Annotated in this window: 22 protein-coding genes; 12 read left to right on the top strand and 10 right to left on the bottom strand. The window is 69.3% G+C overall.

Annotation, left to right across the window (positions count from 1 at the left end; translation table 11 throughout):
- Nucleotides 1-7 precede the first annotated feature (7 nt).
- Together K8940_RS23680 and K8940_RS23675 are read right to left on the bottom strand one after the other, a co-directional pair.
- Nucleotides 8-925, bottom strand: a complete 918-nt coding sequence (locus tag K8940_RS23680) for a methylated-DNA--[protein]-cysteine S-methyltransferase (protein WP_223392477.1) — start codon at nucleotides 923-925, stop codon at nucleotides 8-10.
- Nucleotides 926-968: 43 nt separating this feature from the next.
- Nucleotides 969-1,445, bottom strand: a complete 477-nt coding sequence (locus tag K8940_RS23675) for a DUF2244 domain-containing protein (protein WP_223392476.1) — start codon at nucleotides 1,443-1,445, stop codon at nucleotides 969-971.
- Between the two features lie 71 nt (nucleotides 1,446-1,516).
- Between K8940_RS23675 and nth the strand changes: the two genes are divergently transcribed.
- Nucleotides 1,517-2,224: an endonuclease III gene (nth, locus tag K8940_RS23670; RefSeq protein ID WP_223395975.1), complete on the top strand. Its 708-nt coding sequence runs from the start codon at nucleotides 1,517-1,519 to the stop codon at nucleotides 2,222-2,224.
- Between the two features lie 28 nt (nucleotides 2,225-2,252).
- Here the strand turns inward: nth and K8940_RS23665 are convergent, their stop codons facing one another.
- Entirely contained in the window at nucleotides 2,253-3,110 is an 858-nt protein-coding gene (locus K8940_RS23665; protein WP_223392475.1) for a RimK family alpha-L-glutamate ligase, read from the bottom strand.
- A 148-nt stretch (nucleotides 3,111-3,258) separates the two neighbouring features.
- On the opposite strand from K8940_RS23665, the gene K8940_RS23660 reads away from it, so the two are divergent.
- The 6 genes from K8940_RS23660 to K8940_RS23635 are packed head-to-tail and all read left to right on the top strand — an operon-like array spanning nucleotide 3,259 to nucleotide 7,343.
- Nucleotides 3,259-4,248: an adenosine kinase gene (locus K8940_RS23660; RefSeq protein WP_223392474.1), complete on the top strand. Its 990-nt coding sequence runs from the start codon at nucleotides 3,259-3,261 to the stop codon at nucleotides 4,246-4,248.
- Between the two features lie 26 nt (nucleotides 4,249-4,274).
- Nucleotides 4,275-4,865, top strand: a complete 591-nt coding sequence (gene hisB, locus K8940_RS23655; RefSeq protein WP_223392473.1) for an imidazoleglycerol-phosphate dehydratase HisB — start codon at nucleotides 4,275-4,277, stop codon at nucleotides 4,863-4,865.
- A 9-nt stretch (nucleotides 4,866-4,874) separates the two neighbouring features.
- The gene (gene hisH / locus K8940_RS23650; protein WP_223392472.1) at nucleotides 4,875-5,516 is read left to right on the top strand and encodes an imidazole glycerol phosphate synthase subunit HisH; all 642 of its coding nucleotides are present in this window, start codon (nucleotides 4,875-4,877) and stop codon (nucleotides 5,514-5,516) included.
- The gene (hisA, locus tag K8940_RS23645) at nucleotides 5,504-6,238 is read left to right on the top strand and encodes a 1-(5-phosphoribosyl)-5-[(5-phosphoribosylamino)methylideneamino]imidazole-4-carboxamide isomerase (RefSeq protein WP_223392471.1); all 735 of its coding nucleotides are present in this window, start codon (nucleotides 5,504-5,506) and stop codon (nucleotides 6,236-6,238) included. The genes hisH and hisA overlap by 13 nt, the downstream gene beginning before the upstream one ends.
- Nucleotides 6,238-7,020 (top strand): imidazole glycerol phosphate synthase subunit HisF, encoded by a 783-nt coding sequence (gene hisF, locus K8940_RS23640; RefSeq protein ID WP_223392470.1) that lies wholly within the window; start codon nucleotides 6,238-6,240, stop codon nucleotides 7,018-7,020. The genes hisA and hisF overlap by 1 nt, the downstream gene beginning before the upstream one ends.
- Nucleotides 7,017-7,343: a phosphoribosyl-ATP diphosphatase gene (locus tag K8940_RS23635; RefSeq protein WP_223392469.1), complete on the top strand. Its 327-nt coding sequence runs from the start codon at nucleotides 7,017-7,019 to the stop codon at nucleotides 7,341-7,343. Before hisF ends, K8940_RS23635 begins: the two co-directional genes overlap by 4 nt.
- A 16-nt stretch (nucleotides 7,344-7,359) precedes the next feature.
- On the opposite strand, the gene K8940_RS23630 is transcribed toward K8940_RS23635, so the two are convergent.
- From K8940_RS23630 to timA, 4 genes are all read right to left on the bottom strand, one after another.
- Entirely contained in the window at nucleotides 7,360-7,851 is a 492-nt protein-coding gene (locus K8940_RS23630) for a cupin domain-containing protein (protein ID WP_223392468.1), read from the bottom strand.
- Nucleotides 7,852-7,922: 71 nt separating this feature from the next.
- Nucleotides 7,923-8,504, bottom strand: coding sequence for a Smr/MutS family protein (locus K8940_RS23625; RefSeq protein ID WP_223392467.1), 582 nt, complete (start codon nucleotides 8,502-8,504; stop codon nucleotides 7,923-7,925).
- A 1-nt stretch (nucleotide 8,505) separates the two neighbouring features.
- Nucleotides 8,506-9,687: a murein transglycosylase A gene (locus K8940_RS23620; RefSeq protein WP_223392466.1), complete on the bottom strand. Its 1,182-nt coding sequence runs from the start codon at nucleotides 9,685-9,687 to the stop codon at nucleotides 8,506-8,508.
- Nucleotides 9,687-10,313 (bottom strand): TIM44-related membrane protein TimA, encoded by a 627-nt coding sequence (gene timA / locus K8940_RS23615; RefSeq protein WP_223395973.1) that lies wholly within the window; start codon nucleotides 10,311-10,313, stop codon nucleotides 9,687-9,689. Before timA ends, K8940_RS23620 begins: the two co-directional genes overlap by 1 nt.
- A gap of 126 nt (nucleotides 10,314-10,439) precedes the next feature.
- Here timA and secB point away from each other — a divergent pair, with 126 nt between their 5' ends.
- On the top strand, nucleotides 10,440-10,928 hold the full coding sequence (gene secB, locus K8940_RS23610; protein WP_223392465.1) for a protein-export chaperone SecB: 489 nt from the start codon (nucleotides 10,440-10,442) through the stop codon (nucleotides 10,926-10,928).
- Between the two features lie 65 nt (nucleotides 10,929-10,993).
- Here secB and K8940_RS23605 read toward each other — a convergent pair whose 3' ends face one another.
- On the bottom strand, nucleotides 10,994-11,680 hold the full coding sequence (locus tag K8940_RS23605; RefSeq protein ID WP_223395970.1) for a response regulator transcription factor: 687 nt from the start codon (nucleotides 11,678-11,680) through the stop codon (nucleotides 10,994-10,996).
- Nucleotides 11,681-11,755: 75 nt separating this feature from the next.
- On the opposite strand from K8940_RS23605, the gene K8940_RS23600 reads away from it, so the two are divergent.
- Nucleotides 11,756-12,265, top strand: coding sequence for a L,D-transpeptidase (locus K8940_RS23600; RefSeq protein ID WP_223392464.1), 510 nt, complete (start codon nucleotides 11,756-11,758; stop codon nucleotides 12,263-12,265).
- On the opposite strand, the gene K8940_RS23595 is transcribed toward K8940_RS23600, so the two are convergent.
- A complete protein-coding gene (locus K8940_RS23595; protein ID WP_223392463.1) occupies nucleotides 12,262-12,927 on the bottom strand; it encodes a YggS family pyridoxal phosphate-dependent enzyme in 666 nt (221 codons plus the stop codon). The genes K8940_RS23600 and K8940_RS23595 overlap by 4 nt on opposite strands.
- A gap of 15 nt (nucleotides 12,928-12,942) precedes the next feature.
- On the opposite strand from K8940_RS23595, the gene K8940_RS23590 reads away from it, so the two are divergent.
- Nucleotides 12,943-13,566: a thiamine phosphate synthase gene (locus tag K8940_RS23590; RefSeq protein ID WP_223392462.1), complete on the top strand. Its 624-nt coding sequence runs from the start codon at nucleotides 12,943-12,945 to the stop codon at nucleotides 13,564-13,566.
- Between the two features lie 7 nt (nucleotides 13,567-13,573).
- Here the strand turns inward: K8940_RS23590 and K8940_RS23585 are convergent, their stop codons facing one another.
- Complete coding sequence (locus K8940_RS23585) at nucleotides 13,574-13,984, bottom strand: NtrZ family periplasmic regulatory protein (RefSeq protein ID WP_223392461.1); 411 nt, start codon at nucleotides 13,982-13,984, stop codon at nucleotides 13,574-13,576.
- A 252-nt stretch (nucleotides 13,985-14,236) separates the two neighbouring features.
- Here K8940_RS23585 and K8940_RS23580 point away from each other — a divergent pair, with 252 nt between their 5' ends.
- Complete coding sequence (locus tag K8940_RS23580; protein ID WP_223392460.1) at nucleotides 14,237-14,767, top strand: DUF3576 domain-containing protein; 531 nt, start codon at nucleotides 14,237-14,239, stop codon at nucleotides 14,765-14,767.
- 138 nt (nucleotides 14,768-14,905) lie between these two features.
- The gene (gene leuS, locus K8940_RS23575; protein WP_223392459.1) at nucleotides 14,906-17,503 is read left to right on the top strand and encodes a leucine--tRNA ligase; all 2,598 of its coding nucleotides are present in this window, start codon (nucleotides 14,906-14,908) and stop codon (nucleotides 17,501-17,503) included.
- The last annotated feature ends 10 nt before the right edge of the window (nucleotides 17,504-17,513 follow it).

Raw genomic sequence — 17,513 nt, 5'->3', positions numbered from 1 at the left:
GGATTTCTCACCCCGCCTTCGCCACCGCCTCCATGCCCAGGATCGCGGCCTTGCGGGCCAGGCCCCAGTGGTAGCCGGTCAGCTTGCCGCTCTTGGCGATGGCGCGGTGGCAGGGGATCAGCAGGGAGATCGGGTTGGCCCCGATGGCGCCGCCGGTGGCCTGGAAGGCCTTGGGCTTGCCGGCCCAGCCGGCGACCTGGCCGTAGGTGGCCGTCTCGCCCGCCGGGATGTTCAAGAGCGCCTTCCAGACCTGGATGTGGAACGGCGAGCCGATCAGCACCACCGGCAGCGGCCCCTCCCCGCCCGCGCCCCCGCCGCGCGCGAAAGCGTGCAGGGCGGTGGCCTGGGCGGCCATGTCGTCGCGGGTCCAGTCGGCGGCCGGGAAGCGGCGATGCATGTCGGCGAAGGTCGACGCGTCGTCACCGTCCGAAAAGGCCAGGCCCGCCAGGCCGCGATCGGCCATCACGAACAGGCCCTTGCCGAACGGCGTCGGGGCCCAGCCCCAGCGCAGCCGCATGCCCGCCCCGCGCCGGCGCACCTCGCCCGGCGTCGCCGCCTCCTGGGCGATGAACAGGTCGTGCAGCCGCGAAGGCCCCGACAGGCCGGCGTCGAAGGCCGCGTCCAGCACCGTGCCGCCGGCCTCCAGCGAGCGCCGGGCCTCGGCGTGGGCGATGGCCGAGACGAAGCTCTTGGGACTGACCCCGGCCCAGCGGGTGAAGATGCGCTGGAAGTGGAACGGCGACAGGCCCACGGCCTGGGCCGCCTCGTCCAGCGAGGGATGATCCGACCACCGCTCGGCCAGCCAGTCCAGCGCCCGGGCCATGCGGTGGTAGTCGACCGAGCGTTCGGCCAGACGGACCAGCTCCTGGCTGGCCGCCTCGGGGATCGCGCTCGCGAGAGGGGATGCGTCGTATGCCATGCTCATAGGCTACGGCCCTCGGATAACGGCGTCCGCCCGGTTCTTGCTGTCATGACCAGCGCTCGTTGCGGGCGGCGCGGATGGCGTCCTGCAGGTCGCCCGCGAAGCTCATCCGCTCGTCCGGGCCCAGCGAGCGGGCCAGGGTCAGGCGTCGGCGGTGGATCATCAGCCGCACGCGGATCTCGTGCTCGCCCGGATGGTCGACGCCCACGCGGGTGAAGGCGGTCGGCGAGGTCCAGACCGTGCGCGCGCCCTTCTCGTCCTCGCGGCTGACCGTGACGGCCTCGGCGGTGACCTGGACCCGCTCGACCCGGCGGGCGGCGCGGTCGCTGGCTCGCAACGCCAGCCACAGGGCCAGGACGTCCAGCCCCAGGAACGGCAGCACCGGCGGCGCGCCAACGACCAGCAGGAAGATCGCCACCAGCGCGTTGAACGCCATCATCACGCCCAGCAGCACCGCCGCGCCCTGCGGGCTCAGTGAGCGATGCGGCGCGATCACGCGGTCCATGTAGATCGGCAGAGCCATGGAGGCTGAATTTAAGACCGCGCCCCGCGCTTGGCGAGCCGTCCTTCTTGGCGTTTCAGGCGCATCACGGCATGGTCCGCGCCATGGCCAAGCCCATCCTCGCCAAGAAGAAGAAACCGACCGCCAAGCGGATCAGCCCCGCGGAACGCGAGCGGGTCGAGATCCTGTTCGAGCGCTTCGAGAGCCTGGAGCTGCATCCCAAGACCGAGCTGAACTACGCCAACCCCTACGAGCTGGTCACCGCCGTGGCCCTGTCGGCCCAGGCCACCGACGTCCAGGTCAACAAGGCCACCGGCCCGCTGTTCCAGGTGGCCGACAGCGCCGAGAAGATGCTGGAGCTCGGGGAAGAGGGGCTGATCAAGTACATCGCCTCGATCGGCCTGTTCCGCACCAAGGCCAAGAACGTCATCGCCGCCGCTCACATCCTGATGGACAAGCACGGCGGCCAGGTCCCGCTGAACCGCGCCGACCTCGAGGCCCTGCCCGGCGTGGGCCGCAAGACCGCCAGCGTGGTGCTGAACGAGCTGGACATCGAACCGGCCATCGCCGTCGACACCCACGTCTTCCGCGTCTCGCACCGGCTGAAGCTGTCGGCCGGCAAGACCCCCGACGCGGTCGAGCAGGACCTGATGCGGATCGTGCCCCCGCCCTACCAGACCCGGGCGCACCACTGGCTGATCCTGCACGGGCGCTATGTCTGCGTGGCCCGCAAGCCCAAGTGCGAGATCTGCAAGATCAGCGACCTGTGCCCGTCGCGGGAGCTGTTCCTGGGGGCTTAGGCTCAGAATCCTATCCCCAGGGGGATGTCTACCCGACCGCCCTCACCACCGCCGCCGCGAAGGCCGCGCCGCCGTCGTGGGCGTGCTGCAGGAAGAGATCCGGCTCGATCACCTCCAGCTCCATCAGCTGCGGCGTATGCTCCAGGCCCCGGATGAGGTCGACGCGGGCGTAGGTCAGCGGCGCGCCGGCCGCCTCCAGCACCATCTCGGCCGCGCGCAGGGCTTCGGGCTCGGGAGCGATCTCGCTGACCTGGCCGCCGAACTGCGGCTGGACGCGGAAGTCGCCCTCCACCGCGACCTTGGTCACGGCGTGGCTGAAATGGCCGTCGAAATAGAACAGCGACAGCTCGCCCTCCTCGCCCACCGCCGGCAGGAACGGCTGGATCAGGGCCGGACCGCTGGGGCCGCCCTCGAGAGAGCCGTGGCGCTTGACGCGGATGGTCTCGTGCGAGCCGCCGGACATCTGCGGCTTGACCACCACCTCGTCGACCCCGAAGGCGTCGAAGGCGGCCTGGACGGCCGCGTCCGTCAGCCGGTCGTGGGTGTGGGTCGGCACGACGGGCGCGCCCTTGCCGGCCAGCTCGACCAGGTAGGTCTTGATCGAGTTCCAGCGCATCACCGACGCCGGATTGGCCACGCGGATGCCGTCGCGCTCCAGCCCGTCCAGCAGCGCGAACCACTCGGTCTCGCGGCCGTGATAGCCCCAGGCCAGCAACGGCATGACCAGGCGCGCCCCGTCCTTGTCGATCGCGTCTGTCCACGGCTGGGCCGCGACGCTCAGTCCCCGGGCGCGCAGCGGCGTCGCCAGGCGCTCGAACAGCGGGCGCCAGCTGTCGGCGAAGCGCGGTTCGTCGCGGGCGGGGACCAGGATCAGGACGTCGACCATCGGCTCACTCAAGCTTGATTAGGAAGTTCGCAGCTATGATGTCGCAGCGCCTGGGACAAGGCTCGCGTTGCCTTGAGCCCCCACTTCCTTTAATCGCCAAGGTGTTTTCGGCCGCTTGGCCCGTTCTTTCAAAGGTTTGCTCCGCTCCATGACCGCGCTCTACGACGTCGCCGGCATCGGCAACGCCATCGTCGACGTCATCGCCCAGTGCGACGACGCCTTCCTCGCCAAGGAAGGCCTGACCAAGGCTTCGATGGCCCTGATCGACCCAGCGCGCGCGGCGACCCTGTATGACGCCATGGCGGCGGGCATCGAGGCCTCGGGCGGCAGCGTCGCCAACACCATGGCCGGCATCGCCAGCTTCGGGGCCAAGGCCGCCTATATCGGCAAGGTCGCCGACGACCAGCTGGGCCGCGTGTTCCGCCACGACATGAAGGCGATCGGCTGCACCTTCACCACCCCGTCGCTGGCCGAGGGCCCGGCCACGGCCCAGTGCCTGATCAACGTCACCCCCGACGCCCAGCGCACCATGTCGACCTATCTGGGCGCCTGCGTGGAGCTGAACTCGGCCGACGTCGATCCCGAGATCATCGAGGCCGCCCAGATCTCGTACCTGGAAGGCTATCTGTTCGACCCGCCGGAAGCCCGCCGCGCCTTCGCCAAGGCCGCCGCCCTGGCCCACGGCGCGGGTCGCAAGATCGCCATCACCCTTTCCGACAGCTTCGTGGTCGAGCGCCACCGCGCCGGCCTGCTGGGCTTCATCGAGACCCAGTGCGACATCGTCTTCGCCAACGCCTCGGAAGTCTGCGCCCTGTTCGAGACCGACGATTTCGACGCCGCCGTTAAGGCCCTGGCCGACCGGGTCGAGATCGCCGCCGTCACCCGCAGCGAAAAGGGCTCGGTGGTGGTCTCCAACGGGCAGTTGCACGAAATCTCGGCCTACCCCGTGGAAAAAGTCGTGGACACGACCGGCGCGGGGGACCAATACGCGGCCGGTTTCCTCTATGGCCTGTCGCAGGGCCGCCCGCTGCCGGTCTGCGGCCAGCTGGGCTCTCTCGCCGCCGCCGAGGTGATCGACCACTATGGTCCGCGCCCGCAGGTCAGCCTGCGTGAGCTGGCCGCCAAGAACGGCCTCTAGAGCCAGAACGGACTGTAAGGATTCAGATGGCCCGCACCGCTGAAGTGGTCCGCGAGACGAAGGAGACCCAGATCCGGGTCTGGATCGATCTCGACGGGACCGGCGCCTCGACGATCTCCACCGGCATTGGTTTCTACGACCATATGCTGGAGAGCTTCGCGCGCCACGGCGGCTTCGACCTGGAGGTCGAGACCAAGGGCGACCTGCACATCGACATGCACCACACGGTCGAGGACACCGGCATCGTGCTGGGCCAGGCGATCAACAAGGCGCTGGACGGCTTCAAGGGCATCCGGCGCTTCGGCTCGGCCTATATCCCGATGGACGAGACCCTGACGCGCTGCGCCATTGATCTCTCGAACCGGCCCTATCTGATCTGGAAGGTCGACTTCAAGCGGCCCAAGGTCGGCGAGATGGACACCGAACTCTTCAAGGAGTTCCACCACGCGTTCGCGATGAACTGCGGGGCGTGCGTGCACCTGGAGACCCTCTACGGCGACAACACCCACCACGTCGCCGAAAGCGGCTTCAAGGCCCTGGCCCGGGCGCTGCGTCAGGCGGTCGAGTTCGACCCCAAGACCGGCGGCCAGGCCCCGTCCACCAAGGGCGTGCTGTAGGAACCTTCCATGCAGACCCTCGCCCTGATCGACTACGGGTCGGGCAACCTGCGTTCGGCCGAGAAGGCCCTGCGTGAGGCGGCCCGCCGCCGCGCGATTGACGCCGACATCGTCGTCACCGCCGATCCCGACCTTGTCGCCAAGGCCGATCGCGTCTTCCTGCCCGGCGTCGGGGCCTTCGCCTCGTGCCGCGCGGGCCTGGACGCTACCGGCGTCTACGAGGCGATGAACGAGGCCGTGCACGGTCGCGGCGTCCCCTTCATGGGCATCTGCGTCGGCCACCAGCTCCTGGCCACCGAGGGCCTGGAGTTCGGCGTCACCCCCGGCCTCGACTGGATCGCCGGCCAGGTGAAGAAGCTCGAGCCGAACGACCCGGCCCTGACCATCCCGCACATGGGCTGGAACGCGATCAGCTTCGTCCGCCCTCACGCCCTGTTCGCGGGGATCGAGGACGGCGCCCACATGTACTACGCCAACTCGTTCGCCCTGAACGCGGCCGATCCCGCCGACGTCGTCGCGACCACCGACCACGGTGGTCCGTTCACGGCGGCGGTGGCCAAGGGCAATGTCGCGGGCGTACAGTTTCACCCCGAAAAGTCACAAGCCTCAGGGCTCGCCCTGCTCGCCAACTTCCTGGAATGGCGCCCATGATCCTCTATCCCGCCATCGACCTGAAGGACGGCCAGTGCGTGCGCCTGCTGCACGGCGACATGGAGAAGGCCACGGTCTTCAACAACTCGCCCGCCGACCAGGCCCAGCGCTTCGTCAAGGACGGCTTTTCGTGGCTGCACGTCGTCGATCTGAACGGCGCCATCGAGGGCAAGTCGGTCAACACCGCCGCCGTGGAGTCGATCCTAGAGTCGATCTCGATCCCGGTGCAGCTGGGCGGCGGCATCCGCACGCTGGAAGGCGTCGAGGCCTGGATCGAGGCGGGCGTGTCCCGCGTCATCCTGGGCACGGTGGCCGTCCACGACCCGGACCTGGTCCGCAAGGCCGCCCGCCTGTGGCCCGAGCAGATCGCCGTGGCGGTCGACGTTCGTGACGGCAAGGTCGCGGTCGACGGCTGGACGGGCCTGTCGGACCTGTCGGCCATCGACCTGTCGCGTCGCTTCGAGGACGCCGGCGTGGCCGCCCTGATCATTACCGACATCAGCCGCGACGGCGCCCTGACCGGTGTCAACGTGGAAGGCGTGGGCGAACTGGCCGACGCCGTCTCGATCCCGGTCATCGCCTCGGGCGGCGTCGCCTCGGTGGCCGACATCGAGCGCCTCAAGGCCCGCAAGGGCGTCGAGATCGCCGGCGCCATCCTGGGCCGCTCGCTCTACGCCGGCACGATCCGCCCGGATGAAGCCCTGATCGCGGCGGCGGCCTGATGCTGAAGACCCGGATCATTCCCTGCCTCGACGTGAAGGACGGGCGGGTGGTCAAGGGGGTCAACTTCGTCTCCCTGCGCGACGCCGGCGACCCGGTGGAGCAGGCCCGCGCCTATGACGCCGCCGGCGCCGACGAGCTGATGTTCCTGGACATCACCGCCTCCAGCGAGGGCCGCGGCCTGATCCTGGACGTGATTTCGCGCACGGCCGAGGTCTGCTTCATGCCCGTCTCGGTGGGCGGCGGCGTGCGGCAGGTGTCGGACATGCGCCGCCTGCTGCTGGCCGGCGCCGACAAGGTCTCGGTCAACACCGCCGCCGTCGAGAACCCCGACCTGATCGCCGCCGGCGCCGACGCCTTCGGCGCCCAATGCGTGGTCGTGGCCATCGACGCCAAGGCGCGCGAGGACGGCTCGGGCTGGAACGTCTGGACCTATGGCGGCCGCAAGGACACCGGGATCGACGTCGTCGAATGGGCCGCCAAGGTCGTCGAGCGCGGCGCGGGCGAGATCCTGCTGACCTCGATGGACCGCGACGGGGCCAAGATCGGCTACGACATCCCGCTGCTGAAAGCCGTGACCGGCGCGGTCACCGTGCCGGTGATCGCCTCGGGCGGCGCGGGCAAGACCGAGCACCTGGTGGAAGCCGCGCGTGACGGCCACGCCGCCGCCGTGCTGGCCGCCTCGATCTTCCACTTCGGCGAGATCTCGATCGGCGAGGCCAAGCAGGCCATGGCCGACGCCGGCATTCCGGTGCGCCTGGACAAGTTGAAGGAAGTGGCATGAGCCAGCGCCTGACCGCCGTCCTGGAGCGCCTGGCCGCGACGATCGAGGCCCGCAAGGGCGGCGATCCGTCGGTATCCTACACCGCCAAGCTGCTGAACGACCCCGCCCTGGCCGCCAAGAAGCTGGGCGAGGAAGCGGTGGAGACCGTGATCGCCGCGGTGGCGCAAGGCCCTGACGCCCTGGCGGCCGAGAGCGCCGACCTGCTGTACCACTGGCTGGCCCTGATGGCCGCCTCGGGCGTCTCGCTGGACGCCGTGGCCGAGAAGCTGGAAGCCCGCGAGGGAACGTCGGGCATCGCCGAAAAGGCTTCGCGGACGTCCTGAAGCCTGTCCGGATCGGTCATTTGGCGCCGGGCAGTTTAATTCCCAGCAGAACCAGTCGGTCGCCGGTGATCCCGAACCAGTGCGGCGCGCCCGCGGGGATCAGGATGACGTCGCCCGGGCCGAGGGTCCGCGTCACGCCGCCCTCGATTTGGCTTCCCTCGACCAGATTGGCGTTCTTGACCTTTGGGTCGGCCATGGTCCCGCCCGAAACCAGCGTGCCGGCGCCTTCCAACACGATCGCGTATTCCGCTTCGGCGGGGTGAACGGCGGGGCGGCCCGGTTTCTTCCATATTTCGATCGCCGCCACGGTGGCGCCGTCGCGAACCAAGGGTCGCCACATGAACCCTTGATCGGGCTTCATGGCGGCGAGCATCTCGCGGAGCTGAGCCTGGACATCCGCGCTGCTCGCGAAGCCGGACGGGCCGGCTTGTTGAGCGGACGCGGTGGTGACGCCTGACGAGACGCCGAGCAGAAACGCCGTCGCGCAGATCGTGAAGGCCTTAGCCATTGTCTTCACCACAGCTCTCCCCAGGTCGCGACCCTTGACGCGAATGACCGCGTTACACCCCTAGCAGACCTTCAGGCCTTCCGCTTCAGCGCCACGTACAGGGCGCCCTCGCCGCCGTGCCGCTGGTCGGCGGTCGAGACCCCCGCGATCAGTTCGCGCACGCCTGGCCCGGCCAGCCATTCGGGCGTGCGCTGCTTCAGAACCCCATGACCGACCTTGCCCTTGCCGGTGATGACCAAAACGGCCCGGTGGCCGTCGTCATAGGCGCGGCGGATGAAGCCCTCCAGGGTGGCGCGCGCCTGGTCCTGGTCGAGGCCGTGCATGTCCAGGCGCGCCCCGATCGGGTCGTGCTCCTTGACGATGCGGCGCTTGCGGTTGGGCTCGATGCGGTCGGCGGGGCCCTTTGGCGCCTTGGCGGGCGCCGGCTTCAGCTCCTGGGGGTCGACGCGCAGGGGCGCGATCGAGGCCAGGCGGGTCGGCGTCTCCGGCGGGAGGGCCGTGGCGGTCTTCACCGGCCGGATCCGCGCCTTGCTGCGCATCTTCTCGGGCTTCTCCGGCGAACGCGGCGTCACGGTGGAGGCGACGAGCTTCCAGAGGCGTCGATCGTCTTCCGGGCCCATTTTTGCTGGAGGGGGCGGGGGCTTCCTGGCCATGTTACGAATTCGGGACGAGCCGGTAGAGGCGCAGGGCGTGGCGCACGCGGCCGGCCTCGGCCCCCGCGGCGTCGCCCGTGCCCATGTAGAGATCGGCGCGCACATCGCCCTTGATCGCCCCGCCGGTGTCCAGCGCTACGGCCAGGCGACGATAGGCCGGAAAGGCCCCCGCCAGCTTCGGCGCGGCCGCATCCAGCCAGTACAGGCTTCCCATGGCGTGGCGGCTCGGGTCGACGGCGATGGCCCGGCCCGCCGGCAGCGGCACGCCGGCCGCGCCGACCGGTTCCTTGCCGTCGTCGGGGGCCGTCCTGAAGAACACGTAGCGCGGGTTCAGCCGCATAATCGCGTCGGCCTCGGGCCCGCGATGCTCGGCCAGCCAGGTCCTGATGGCGTCGCCCGAGGTGTTGTTGTCGGGCAGCAGGCCCTTGTCGCGCATGGCGTTGGCGATACCGACAAATGGCTTGCCATTTGTGCCGGCGAAGATCGCGCGCACCCGGCGGCCATCGGGCAGCACCAAGACGCCCGAGCCCTGGATCTGCAGGAAGAACAGTTCCTCGGGCCGCATCCAGGCCAGGGGCTTGTCGGTGGGGACCGCTTCGATCTCCGCGCGGTCGGGATAGGGGACGAAGGTCGGGCCCTCGACGTGGCCGGTGATCTTCTTGCCGACGAACGACGGTTCGAACGCGCCCAGGTCCAGCACGACCAGATCGGCCGGCAGACCGCGCAAGGGGACCGAGAACTCGGCGTTGCGCGATATCCGCGCCTCGTACCGCGGGGCGAAATAGGCGGTCAGCAAGCCCTCGTCACCCACGGACTCGGGCCGGAAATTGGCTTCCAGGAAGGCGCGGGCGCCCGGTTCGTCCTGAACGGCGCTGCCGCGGGCCAGGCCGCAAACCCGGACCATGGCCGGCTCCTTGGCCACGCCGCAGCCGGCGCGGAAGGCGTTGAGCGCCGCCAGGTGATCCTCCTCGCCCCAGCCGGCCAGGCTGGAGAACGACAGCGCCGTCGGCGGCGGAGTCGTGGAGGGCGGGGGCGCAACGGTTGTGGAGGGCGGTGGCGGCGGCGTCGGAACCGGCGTGGCCGGCGGCAGCGGCGTCGTCACGCTGGCGCAGGCGCTCAGCAGCAAGCCCGCCAGGGCCAGGGGGGCGAAGGCGGTGGGGAGAGCGTTGCGGGCGCGGATCATCACGCCTCGGCGGCGGCGACGAACGACAGTTGCCAGTTCGGGTTGGCGCTCTTGACCTCGCGCTCGAAGGTCCAGAGTTCGGCCGTGCGACGATCGTCGACGCCCTCGCCGCGCTCGTCCTTGGTGCGGGTGCGCACCTCGGCCAGGATCCGCACCACCGCCTTGGCCAGGTCGCCGACGACGTCGATCTTTTCCAGATCCAGGCGCGGCGGCGACAGGAACTCGACCTTCTCGCTGCGCCCGGCGGCCTCGCGGGCGGCCATGGCCTGCTCGAAATTGCTCATCACCTCGGGGGCCAGGAGCGGCTTCAGCGTCTCGCGGTCGCCCTCGGCATAGGCCTTGACGATCTGCTCGTAGGCGGCGCGAGCGCCGGCCAGGAACTTGGTCGGGTCGAAGTCCGGCTGCTTGGCCTTCAGCGTCGCCAGGCCCTCGGTGCGGGCCGGAGCTTCAGCCAGGGGCGCGGAGCCGCCGTTCGGCTGGGCCGTCACGGAGGCGTCGTCGGGCTGCCGTCCGGCTCGGCGCCCCAGAGTGGCGTAGAGCTGGTACAGAACGACAGCGGCGACCGCGGCGAGGAACAGGATCTGGAGCACTTCAAGGTCCGTTGACGGGCTTTGGGCCCTTGCGATGATGCCTATATAGGCGAGACGCGTTCTCCCGTCAGGCGCCTGACATTGCGCCAGACGGGCCCTCATGGTAGCAGCGCCCACCTTTCTTACAGGCGTTCTAGCGCGCCGATTACGGATTTTATCCTAATGACCGACACCACCGCCCCCGAGGCGACTCCGGAAGAGGCCGCGGGACAATCGGGCATCCGCATCCTGGCCCAGTTCGTTCGTGACTTCTCGTTCGAGAATCCGCTGGCTCCCGACAGCCTGCGCGCCGGCGCCGCCCAGCCCGCCATCGACATGGGCGTCGAGATGAACGCTCGCGGTCGTCCCGACGGTCTGTTCGAGGTGGACCTGAAGCTCTCGGCCCGCGCCCTGCGCGACGATCAGGCCGTGTTCCACGTCGAAATCGTCTATGGCGGCCTGTTCCACATCGCCGGCGTCGCCGAGGAAGACCTGGAGCCGGTGCTGCTGATCGAGTGCCCGCGCTTCCTGTTCCCGTACGCCCGTCGCCTGATCTCGGACGTCACGGCCGAAGGCGGTTTCCCGCCCTTCCTGATCGACCCGATCGACTTCGCCGGCGTCTACGCCGCGCGCAAGGCCCAGGCTGAAGGCGTTCAGATCGGCAACGCCTAGGTCCAGGCGTCGCCAACGAATGCAAGAAGGCCCGGTCCTCACCGACCGGGCCTTTTTCTTTGTGGTTACGGCTGCAGCCGATAGCCGCCCATCTCGGTGATCAGGATCCGCGCCACGGCCGGGTCGGGCTCGATCTTCTGGCGCAGGCGGTAGACGTGGGTTTCCAGCGTGTGGGTGGTGACCCCGGCGTTGTAGCCCCAGACCTCGGTCAGCAGCTCCTCGCGCGACACCGGCTTGGAGCCGGCGCGATAGAGGTACTTGAGGATATTGGTTTCCTTCTCGGTTAGCCGCACCTTCTTCTGCTTCTCGTCGACCAGGAGCTTGGCGGACGGGCGGAACTCGTACGGACCGATGCGGAACAGAGCGTCTTCAGAAGCCTCATAGCTGCGCAGCTGGGCGCGGATTCGGGCCAGCAGCACGCCGAAGCGGAAGGGCTTCGTCACATAGTCGTTGGCCCCGGACTCCAGGCCCAGGATTGTATCGCTGTCGCTGGCGGCGGCCGTCAGCATGATCACCGGGGCGGTGACCCCGTTCTTGCGCATCAAGCGGCAGGCCTCGCGGCCGTCCATGTCGGGCAGGTCGACGTCCAGCAGGATCAGGTCGGGCTTGATCTCGCGCGACATCCGCACGCCCTCGCCGGCGCTCGAGGCCTCGGCGACCGCGAACTCCTCGTGCAGGGCCAGTTGCTCGGCCAGGGCGCCGCGCAGGTCGTCGTCGTCGTCGATCAGAAGAAGGGTCTTGCGTTGCGCCATAAGGCGAAACATGCACCGCTGCGGCCCCCGGGGACAACCCCGAGCTAGGTTATAAGTCTGAGGAGTCGCCCCTCGATGCTGTTCCGCGCCCATGCCGACGGTCGTTTCGAGCTGGACGGGCGGATCCGGCGCTGCGCGATCGGCAAGGCCGGCGCGATCGCGGCGGCCGACAAGCGCGAGGGCGACAACAGGAGCCCGCTGGGGACCTGGGTGATGCGCGAGGTCTGGTACCGGCCGGACGTCTATCCCGAGGGTCCCAGGACCGCCCTGCCCGTCCGCGCCACGCGGCGCGAGGACGGCTGGTGCGACGCCCCCGGCGATCCGAACTACAACCGCCCCGTCACCCTGCCCTATCCGGCCAGCGCCGAGCGAATGTGGCGCGACGACCACGTCTACGACCTGGTCGTGATCCTGGGCCACAACGACGACCCACCGGTCCCGGGCCTGGGCTCGGCGATCTTCATGCACCTGGCGCGCGACGGCTATCCGGGCACCGAGGGCTGCGTGGCGCTGGAGCGGCTGGACATCGAGGCGGTGCTGGCGGCGGCCAGGCCGGGCGACGCGGTCGAGATCGTCGCCGACTAGGCGTAGTCGCGAACGCCGAAGATCGCCGATCCGACCCGCACCGAGGTCGCGCCCTCGGCGATGGCCACCTCGAAGTCGTCGCTCATGCCCATCGACAGCTTGGCGACGCCATTGCGGGCGGCGATCGCCCGCAGGCTCGCGAAGTGCGGCGCGGGATCCTGGTCGAAGGGCGGAATGCACATCAGGCCCTCGATGCTCAGGCCATAGGTCTCCCGGCAGGCGGCGATGAAGGCGTCGGCCTCGCCGGGCGCGATCCCGGCCTTCTGGGCCTCCTCGCCCGTATTGACCTGGACGTAGAGACGCGGCGCCTTGCCGGCCCGCTGGATCTCGTCGGCCAGCACCCGGGCCAGCTTCTCGCGGTCGACCGTCTCGATGACGTCGAAGAAAGCCACCGCCTCACGGGCCTTGTTGGTTTGCAGCGGCCCGATCAGCCGCAGCTCCAGCCCCTCGCGGCGCGGGCCCCAGCGCTCCATGGCCTCCTGGACGCGGTTTTCGCCGAACACTTTCTGTCCCGCCGCGAGCACGGGCGCGATATGCTCCCAGGGCTGGGTCTTGGACACCGCCACCAGGGTCACCGCGCCCGCCGGACGTCCGGCGCGGGCCTCGGCGGCGGCGATGCGGGCCTGGATCTCGGCGAGGGCTTGCGGCTGGCTTGAGGTCATCGGAGGAGTTTGGCCTTGGACGGAAACGTGAGCGAGCTGGAAGTCCTGTCTAGTGCGGCGGCGGCCTTTCCGCCAAGGACCGCGCGCGGCCGGCCCCTGCCCGGCCTGCTGTTCTTCACCGATCCGGCGCGGGTCGCGAACCCCGAAGCCGTGGCCGAACGCCTGCCGCGCGGCGCGGGGATCGTGTTCAGAGCGTTCGGGGCGGAGGACGCCGTCGAGCGGGGCCGCCGCCTGCGGGCCATCGCCGATGCGCGCGGCCTGCTGCTGCTGGCCGGCGCCGTCGCCGGCCTGGCCGAGGGGATCGGGGCCGACGGTCTGCATATGCCGCAGGCCCGCGCCGGCGAAATCCCGCGCCTGCGGGCCGAGCACGGGCGCTGGCTGATCACCGTCGCCGCCCATGACGCCGAGGCCATCCGGGCGGCCGAACGGGCCGGCGCCGACGCGGTCGTCGTTTCGCCGGTCTTTCCCAGCAACAGCCCGTCGGCGGGCGAGCCGCTGGGGATCGAGGGCCTGAGGGTCTTGGTCGCGGCCTCGTCCCTGCCCGTCTACGCGCTGGGCGGCGTGCGGGCGCGCACGGTCACGGCGCTGGCGGGCAGCGGGATCGTCGGCATCGCGGCGGTCGAAGCCCTGGCGGGCTAGCCGAGCGTTAGAACTTGAAAGCGGTTTCCAGGCGGACGCGGGGCGCGGCTTCCGGCTGCTGGGCCTTGCGGGCGGCCAGGGCGGGATTGGATTCGCCCAGGCTGACGGCGCCGCCGACGCGGATCGAGGGGGTCACCTTGAAATAGGCGCCGGCCTGGACGTCCTGCATCTCCATCTCACGGCTGGAGGGCTGGTCGAGGTCCAGCTTCAGGCCCCAGCGACCCTTCTTGGCGTCCCAGCGCAGGGTGCGCTTGTCGTCCTGCGGGTACTGGACACCCGCCGCGGCGCTGGTGAAGTCATTCTTGACCGAGAAATCGGGGGCGACAGCGTGCGGTTTGGCCTGGGCGAACGCCGTCGCGGCCGATCCCGTCAGGATCAGCGCGGCAGCCCCCGCCAAGAAGAAACGCTTCGCGACCATCGCTACTCGCCGCCTATACTCGGTTGTCCCTACCCATCCCATATAGGATGAGCCCCTTGAATTGCGATTAAAGGCTTGGCCGGAACGCGGTCAACCGGCCTTTGGTCGCACTTCGGGCAGAATTGGACGATTCAATCGAGTCCTGTGGCGACGAGGTCACGCGATTCCTGTTTTGAGGCGGCGTAGCCATGCTATAGACCGGCTCCCGGCCGCGGGGGCGCGCCAGGAGCGCGCATAGCGCCGGCGATACATTTGGAGCGAGGTACTATGGCGTTTGAGCGTGGGTCTGTGATGCGCGGCGTCGCCGCGGGCGTCCTGGCTCTGTCGATGCTGGGCATGACCGCATGCGCCAGCAACAAGCCCCCCAAGACGTTTTCCACGCAAAGCGACGAGCCGGGCCTGAACCCGTTCAAGCGCTTCGGCGGCGGCGGCTCCAAGGCCCCGGCCACTGAAGGCTCGATCGGCGTCAACGGCTACCTGTGGCGCGCCAGCCTGGATACCTTGGCCTTCATGCCGCTCGCTTCGGCCGACCCGTACGGCGGCGTCATCGTCACCGACTGGTACGTGAACCCCGAGACCCCGGCCGAGCGCTTCAAGGCCACGGTGTACATCCTGGACACCCGCCTGCGCGCCGACGGCCTGAACGTCACGGTGTTCAAGCAGTCCAAGGACATCAACGGCAACTGGGTCGACGCCCCGGTCGCCGACCAGACCGCCACCGACATCGAGAACGCGATCCTGACCCGCGCCCGTCAGCTTCGTCTTTCGAACATCAAGGGCTAAGCCCTCGAAGGGTTCTCGCTGGTTCGGCGAGAACCCTTCAGACTTCCTATTTCTCTGCGCGCTCCGGCCGTGAAACCGCTTACTCTTGTCGCGGCCGCGCCTTCGGGGCGCGTTCCTGCATCCAAGACCTGGTTTCCGATGGCCCGCTACAATCCCAAAGACACCGAGCCCAAGTGGCGTGAAGCCTGGGCGAAGGCCGACGTCTTCAAGACCGGCGAGATCAACGACGGCCGTCCGAAATACTACGTGCTCGAGATGTTCCCGTACCCGTCGGGTCGCATCCACATGGGCCACGTCCGCAACTACGCCATGGGCGACGTGGTGGCCCGCTACAAGCGCGCCCAGGGCTTCAACGTCCTGCACCCGATGGGCTGGGACGCGTTTGGCATGCCGGCCGAGAACGCAGCCATGGAGCGCGGCGTCCACCCCAAGGGCTGGACCTACGACAACATCGCCGCCATGCGCGAGCAGCTGAAATCGCTGGGCATTTCGATCGACTGGTCGCGCGAATTCGCCACCTGCGACCCGGAATATTACGGCAAGCAGCAGGCCTGGTTCCTGCGCCTGCTGAAGCGCGGCCTGGTCTATCGCAAGGAAGCCTCGGTCAACTGGGACCCGGTCGACATGACCGTCCTGGCCAACGAGCAGGTCATCGACGGCAAGGGCTGGCGCTCGGGCGCGACGGTCGAGAAGCGCAAGCTGACCCAGTGGTTCCTGCGCATCACCGACTACGCCGACGCCCTGATCGACGGCCTGAAGACCCTGGACCGCTGGCCCGACAAGGTTCGCCTGATGCAGGAGAACTGGATCGGCCGCTCCAAGGGCCTGCGCTTCAAGTTCCAGTTTGCCAATAACAATGGGGGCGAGGCCCCCGACGGCATGGCCGACGGGCTGGAGGTCTATACCACCCGCCCCGACACCCTGTTCGGCGCCAGCTTCGTCGGCATCGCGCCCGAGCATCCGCTGGCCGAGCGCCTGGGGATCGAGAACCCCGAGGTCCAGAAGTTCATCGCCGACTGCCGCAAGGGCGGCACCTCGGAAGCCGAGATCGAGAGCGCCGAAAAGCTGGGCTACGACACCGGCCTGCGGGTGAAGCACCCGCTGGATCCGTCGATCACCCTGCCCGTCTGGATCGCCAACTTCATCCTGATGGACTACGGCACCGGCGCGATCTTCGCCTGCCCGGCCCACGACCAGCGCGACCTGGACTTCGCCCGCAAGTACGACCTGCCGGTCCTGCCGGTGGTGCTGCCCAACGGCGAGGATCCGGCGACCTTCACGGTCGGCAAGGAAGCCTATGTCGGCCCCGGCAAGATCTTCAATTCCGAGTTCCTGGACGGCATGGACGTCGAGGCCGCCAAGGCCGAGGCCGTGGCCCGCATCGAAGCGGCCGGCCAGGGCCAGGGCGCGACCGTCTATCGCCTGCGCGACTGGGGCGTCTCGCGCCAGCGCTACTGGGGCTGCCCGATCCCAGTCGTCCACTGCCAGACCTGCGGCGTCGTTCCGGTGCCGGAAGACCAGCTGCCGGTCGCCCTGCCCGAGGACGTCACCTTCGACAAGCCCGGCAACCCGCTGCTGCGTCACCCGACCTGGCGCCACACCACCTGTCCGTCCTGCGGCGGCAAGGCCGAGCGCGAGACCGACACGCTGGACACCTTCATCGATTCCAGCTGGTACTTCGCCCGCTTCGCCGACACCCACGCGGCCGAGCCGGTGGGCAAGGACGCGGCCGACTACTGGCTGGCCGTCGACCAGTATATCGGCGGCGTCGAGCACGCGATCCTGCACCTGCTGTATGCCCGCTTCATCACCCGCGCCCTGAAGGACGAGGGTCTGCTGTCGGTCGAGGAGCCGTTCGCCGGCCTGTTCACCCAGGGCATGGTCACCCACGAGGCCTACAAGAACGAGGCCGGCGAGTGGGTCGAGCCGTCGGACGTGGTGATCACCGCCGAAGGCGCCGCCCGCTCGGCCAAGCACGCCAAGACCGGCGCGCCGATCATCATCGGCGACGTCGAGAAGATGTCGAAGTCCAAGAAGAACGTCGTCGCTCCCGAGGACATCTTCGAGGCCTACGGCGTCGACAGCGCGCGCCTGTTCGTGATGTCCGACAGCCCGCCCGAGCGCGACGTGCAGTGGACCAATTCGGGCGTCGAAGGCAGCTGGCGCTTCACCCACCGCCTGTGGAACGAGTTCGACAGCCAGCCGGCCGGCGACTTCGCCCACGACGAGGCGGACGAGGCGGCCCTGGCCCTGCGCAAGGCGGCCCACAAGCTGATCGGCTTTGTCACCGACAGCATCGAGGGCTTCCGCTTCAACAGCGGCGTGGCGCGTCTGTACGAGTTCCTGAACGCCCTGAAGGCGGCTCCCGCTGAGGGCGCCAGCAACGCCGTCCTGGCGGCCCGCGCCGAGGCCCTGAACATCCTGGCCCGCCTGGTCGCGCCGTTCACCCCGCACCTGGCCGAGGAAGCCTGGGCCCGGATCGGCGGCGACGGCATGGTCGTCGACGCGCCCTGGCCCAAGGCCGACCCGGCCCTGGCCGCGGACGACGAGCGCGTCCTGCCGATCCAGATCAACGGCAAGCGTCGCGGCGAGATCAAGGTCAAGGCCGGCGCGGCCGACGACGAGGTCCAGAAAATCGCTCTGGCGGATCCGAACGTCATGGCCCACCTTGAGGGGGTCACGGTTCGCAAGGTGATCGTGGTCAAGGACCGCATCGTCAACATCGTGGCCAACTGAGACCAGACGA

This window comes from Caulobacter segnis (assembly GCF_019931575.1).
Lineage (GTDB): Bacteria > Pseudomonadota > Alphaproteobacteria > Caulobacterales > Caulobacteraceae > Caulobacter > Caulobacter segnis_C.
This window is presented reverse-complemented; position numbering and strand designations above follow the sequence as displayed.

Bases quoted from the DNA above. Each gene is read 5' to 3' on its own strand.
- K8940_RS23680 (WP_223392477.1), bottom strand. From the start codon at position 925: ATGAGCATGGCATACGACGCATCCCCTCTCGCGAGCGCGATCCCCGAG.
- K8940_RS23675 (WP_223392476.1), bottom strand. From the start codon at position 1,445: ATGGCTCTGCCGATCTACATGGACCGCGTGATCGCGCCGCATCGCTCA.
- nth (WP_223395975.1), top strand. From the start codon at position 1,517: ATGGTCCGCGCCATGGCCAAGCCCATCCTCGCCAAGAAGAAGAAACCG.
- K8940_RS23665 (WP_223392475.1), bottom strand. From the start codon at position 3,110: ATGGTCGACGTCCTGATCCTGGTCCCCGCCCGCGACGAACCGCGCTTC.
- K8940_RS23660 (WP_223392474.1), top strand. From the start codon at position 3,259: ATGACCGCGCTCTACGACGTCGCCGGCATCGGCAACGCCATCGTCGAC.
- hisB (WP_223392473.1), top strand. From the start codon at position 4,275: ATGGCCCGCACCGCTGAAGTGGTCCGCGAGACGAAGGAGACCCAGATC.
- hisH (WP_223392472.1), top strand. From the start codon at position 4,875: ATGCAGACCCTCGCCCTGATCGACTACGGGTCGGGCAACCTGCGTTCG.
- hisA (WP_223392471.1), top strand. From the start codon at position 5,504: ATGGCGCCCATGATCCTCTATCCCGCCATCGACCTGAAGGACGGCCAG.
- hisF (WP_223392470.1), top strand. From the start codon at position 6,238: ATGCTGAAGACCCGGATCATTCCCTGCCTCGACGTGAAGGACGGGCGG.
- K8940_RS23635 (WP_223392469.1), top strand. From the start codon at position 7,017: ATGAGCCAGCGCCTGACCGCCGTCCTGGAGCGCCTGGCCGCGACGATC.
- K8940_RS23630 (WP_223392468.1), bottom strand. From the start codon at position 7,851: ATGGCTAAGGCCTTCACGATCTGCGCGACGGCGTTTCTGCTCGGCGTC.
- K8940_RS23625 (WP_223392467.1), bottom strand. From the start codon at position 8,504: ATGGCCAGGAAGCCCCCGCCCCCTCCAGCAAAAATGGGCCCGGAAGAC.
- K8940_RS23620 (WP_223392466.1), bottom strand. From the start codon at position 9,687: ATGATCCGCGCCCGCAACGCTCTCCCCACCGCCTTCGCCCCCCTGGCC.
- secB (WP_223392465.1), top strand. From the start codon at position 10,440: ATGACCGACACCACCGCCCCCGAGGCGACTCCGGAAGAGGCCGCGGGA.
- K8940_RS23605 (WP_223395970.1), bottom strand. From the start codon at position 11,680: ATGGCGCAACGCAAGACCCTTCTTCTGATCGACGACGACGACGACCTG.
- K8940_RS23600 (WP_223392464.1), top strand. From the start codon at position 11,756: ATGCTGTTCCGCGCCCATGCCGACGGTCGTTTCGAGCTGGACGGGCGG.
- K8940_RS23595 (WP_223392463.1), bottom strand. From the start codon at position 12,927: ATGACCTCAAGCCAGCCGCAAGCCCTCGCCGAGATCCAGGCCCGCATC.
- K8940_RS23585 (WP_223392461.1), bottom strand. From the start codon at position 13,984: ATGGTCGCGAAGCGTTTCTTCTTGGCGGGGGCTGCCGCGCTGATCCTG.
- leuS (WP_223392459.1), top strand. From the start codon at position 14,906: ATGGCCCGCTACAATCCCAAAGACACCGAGCCCAAGTGGCGTGAAGCC.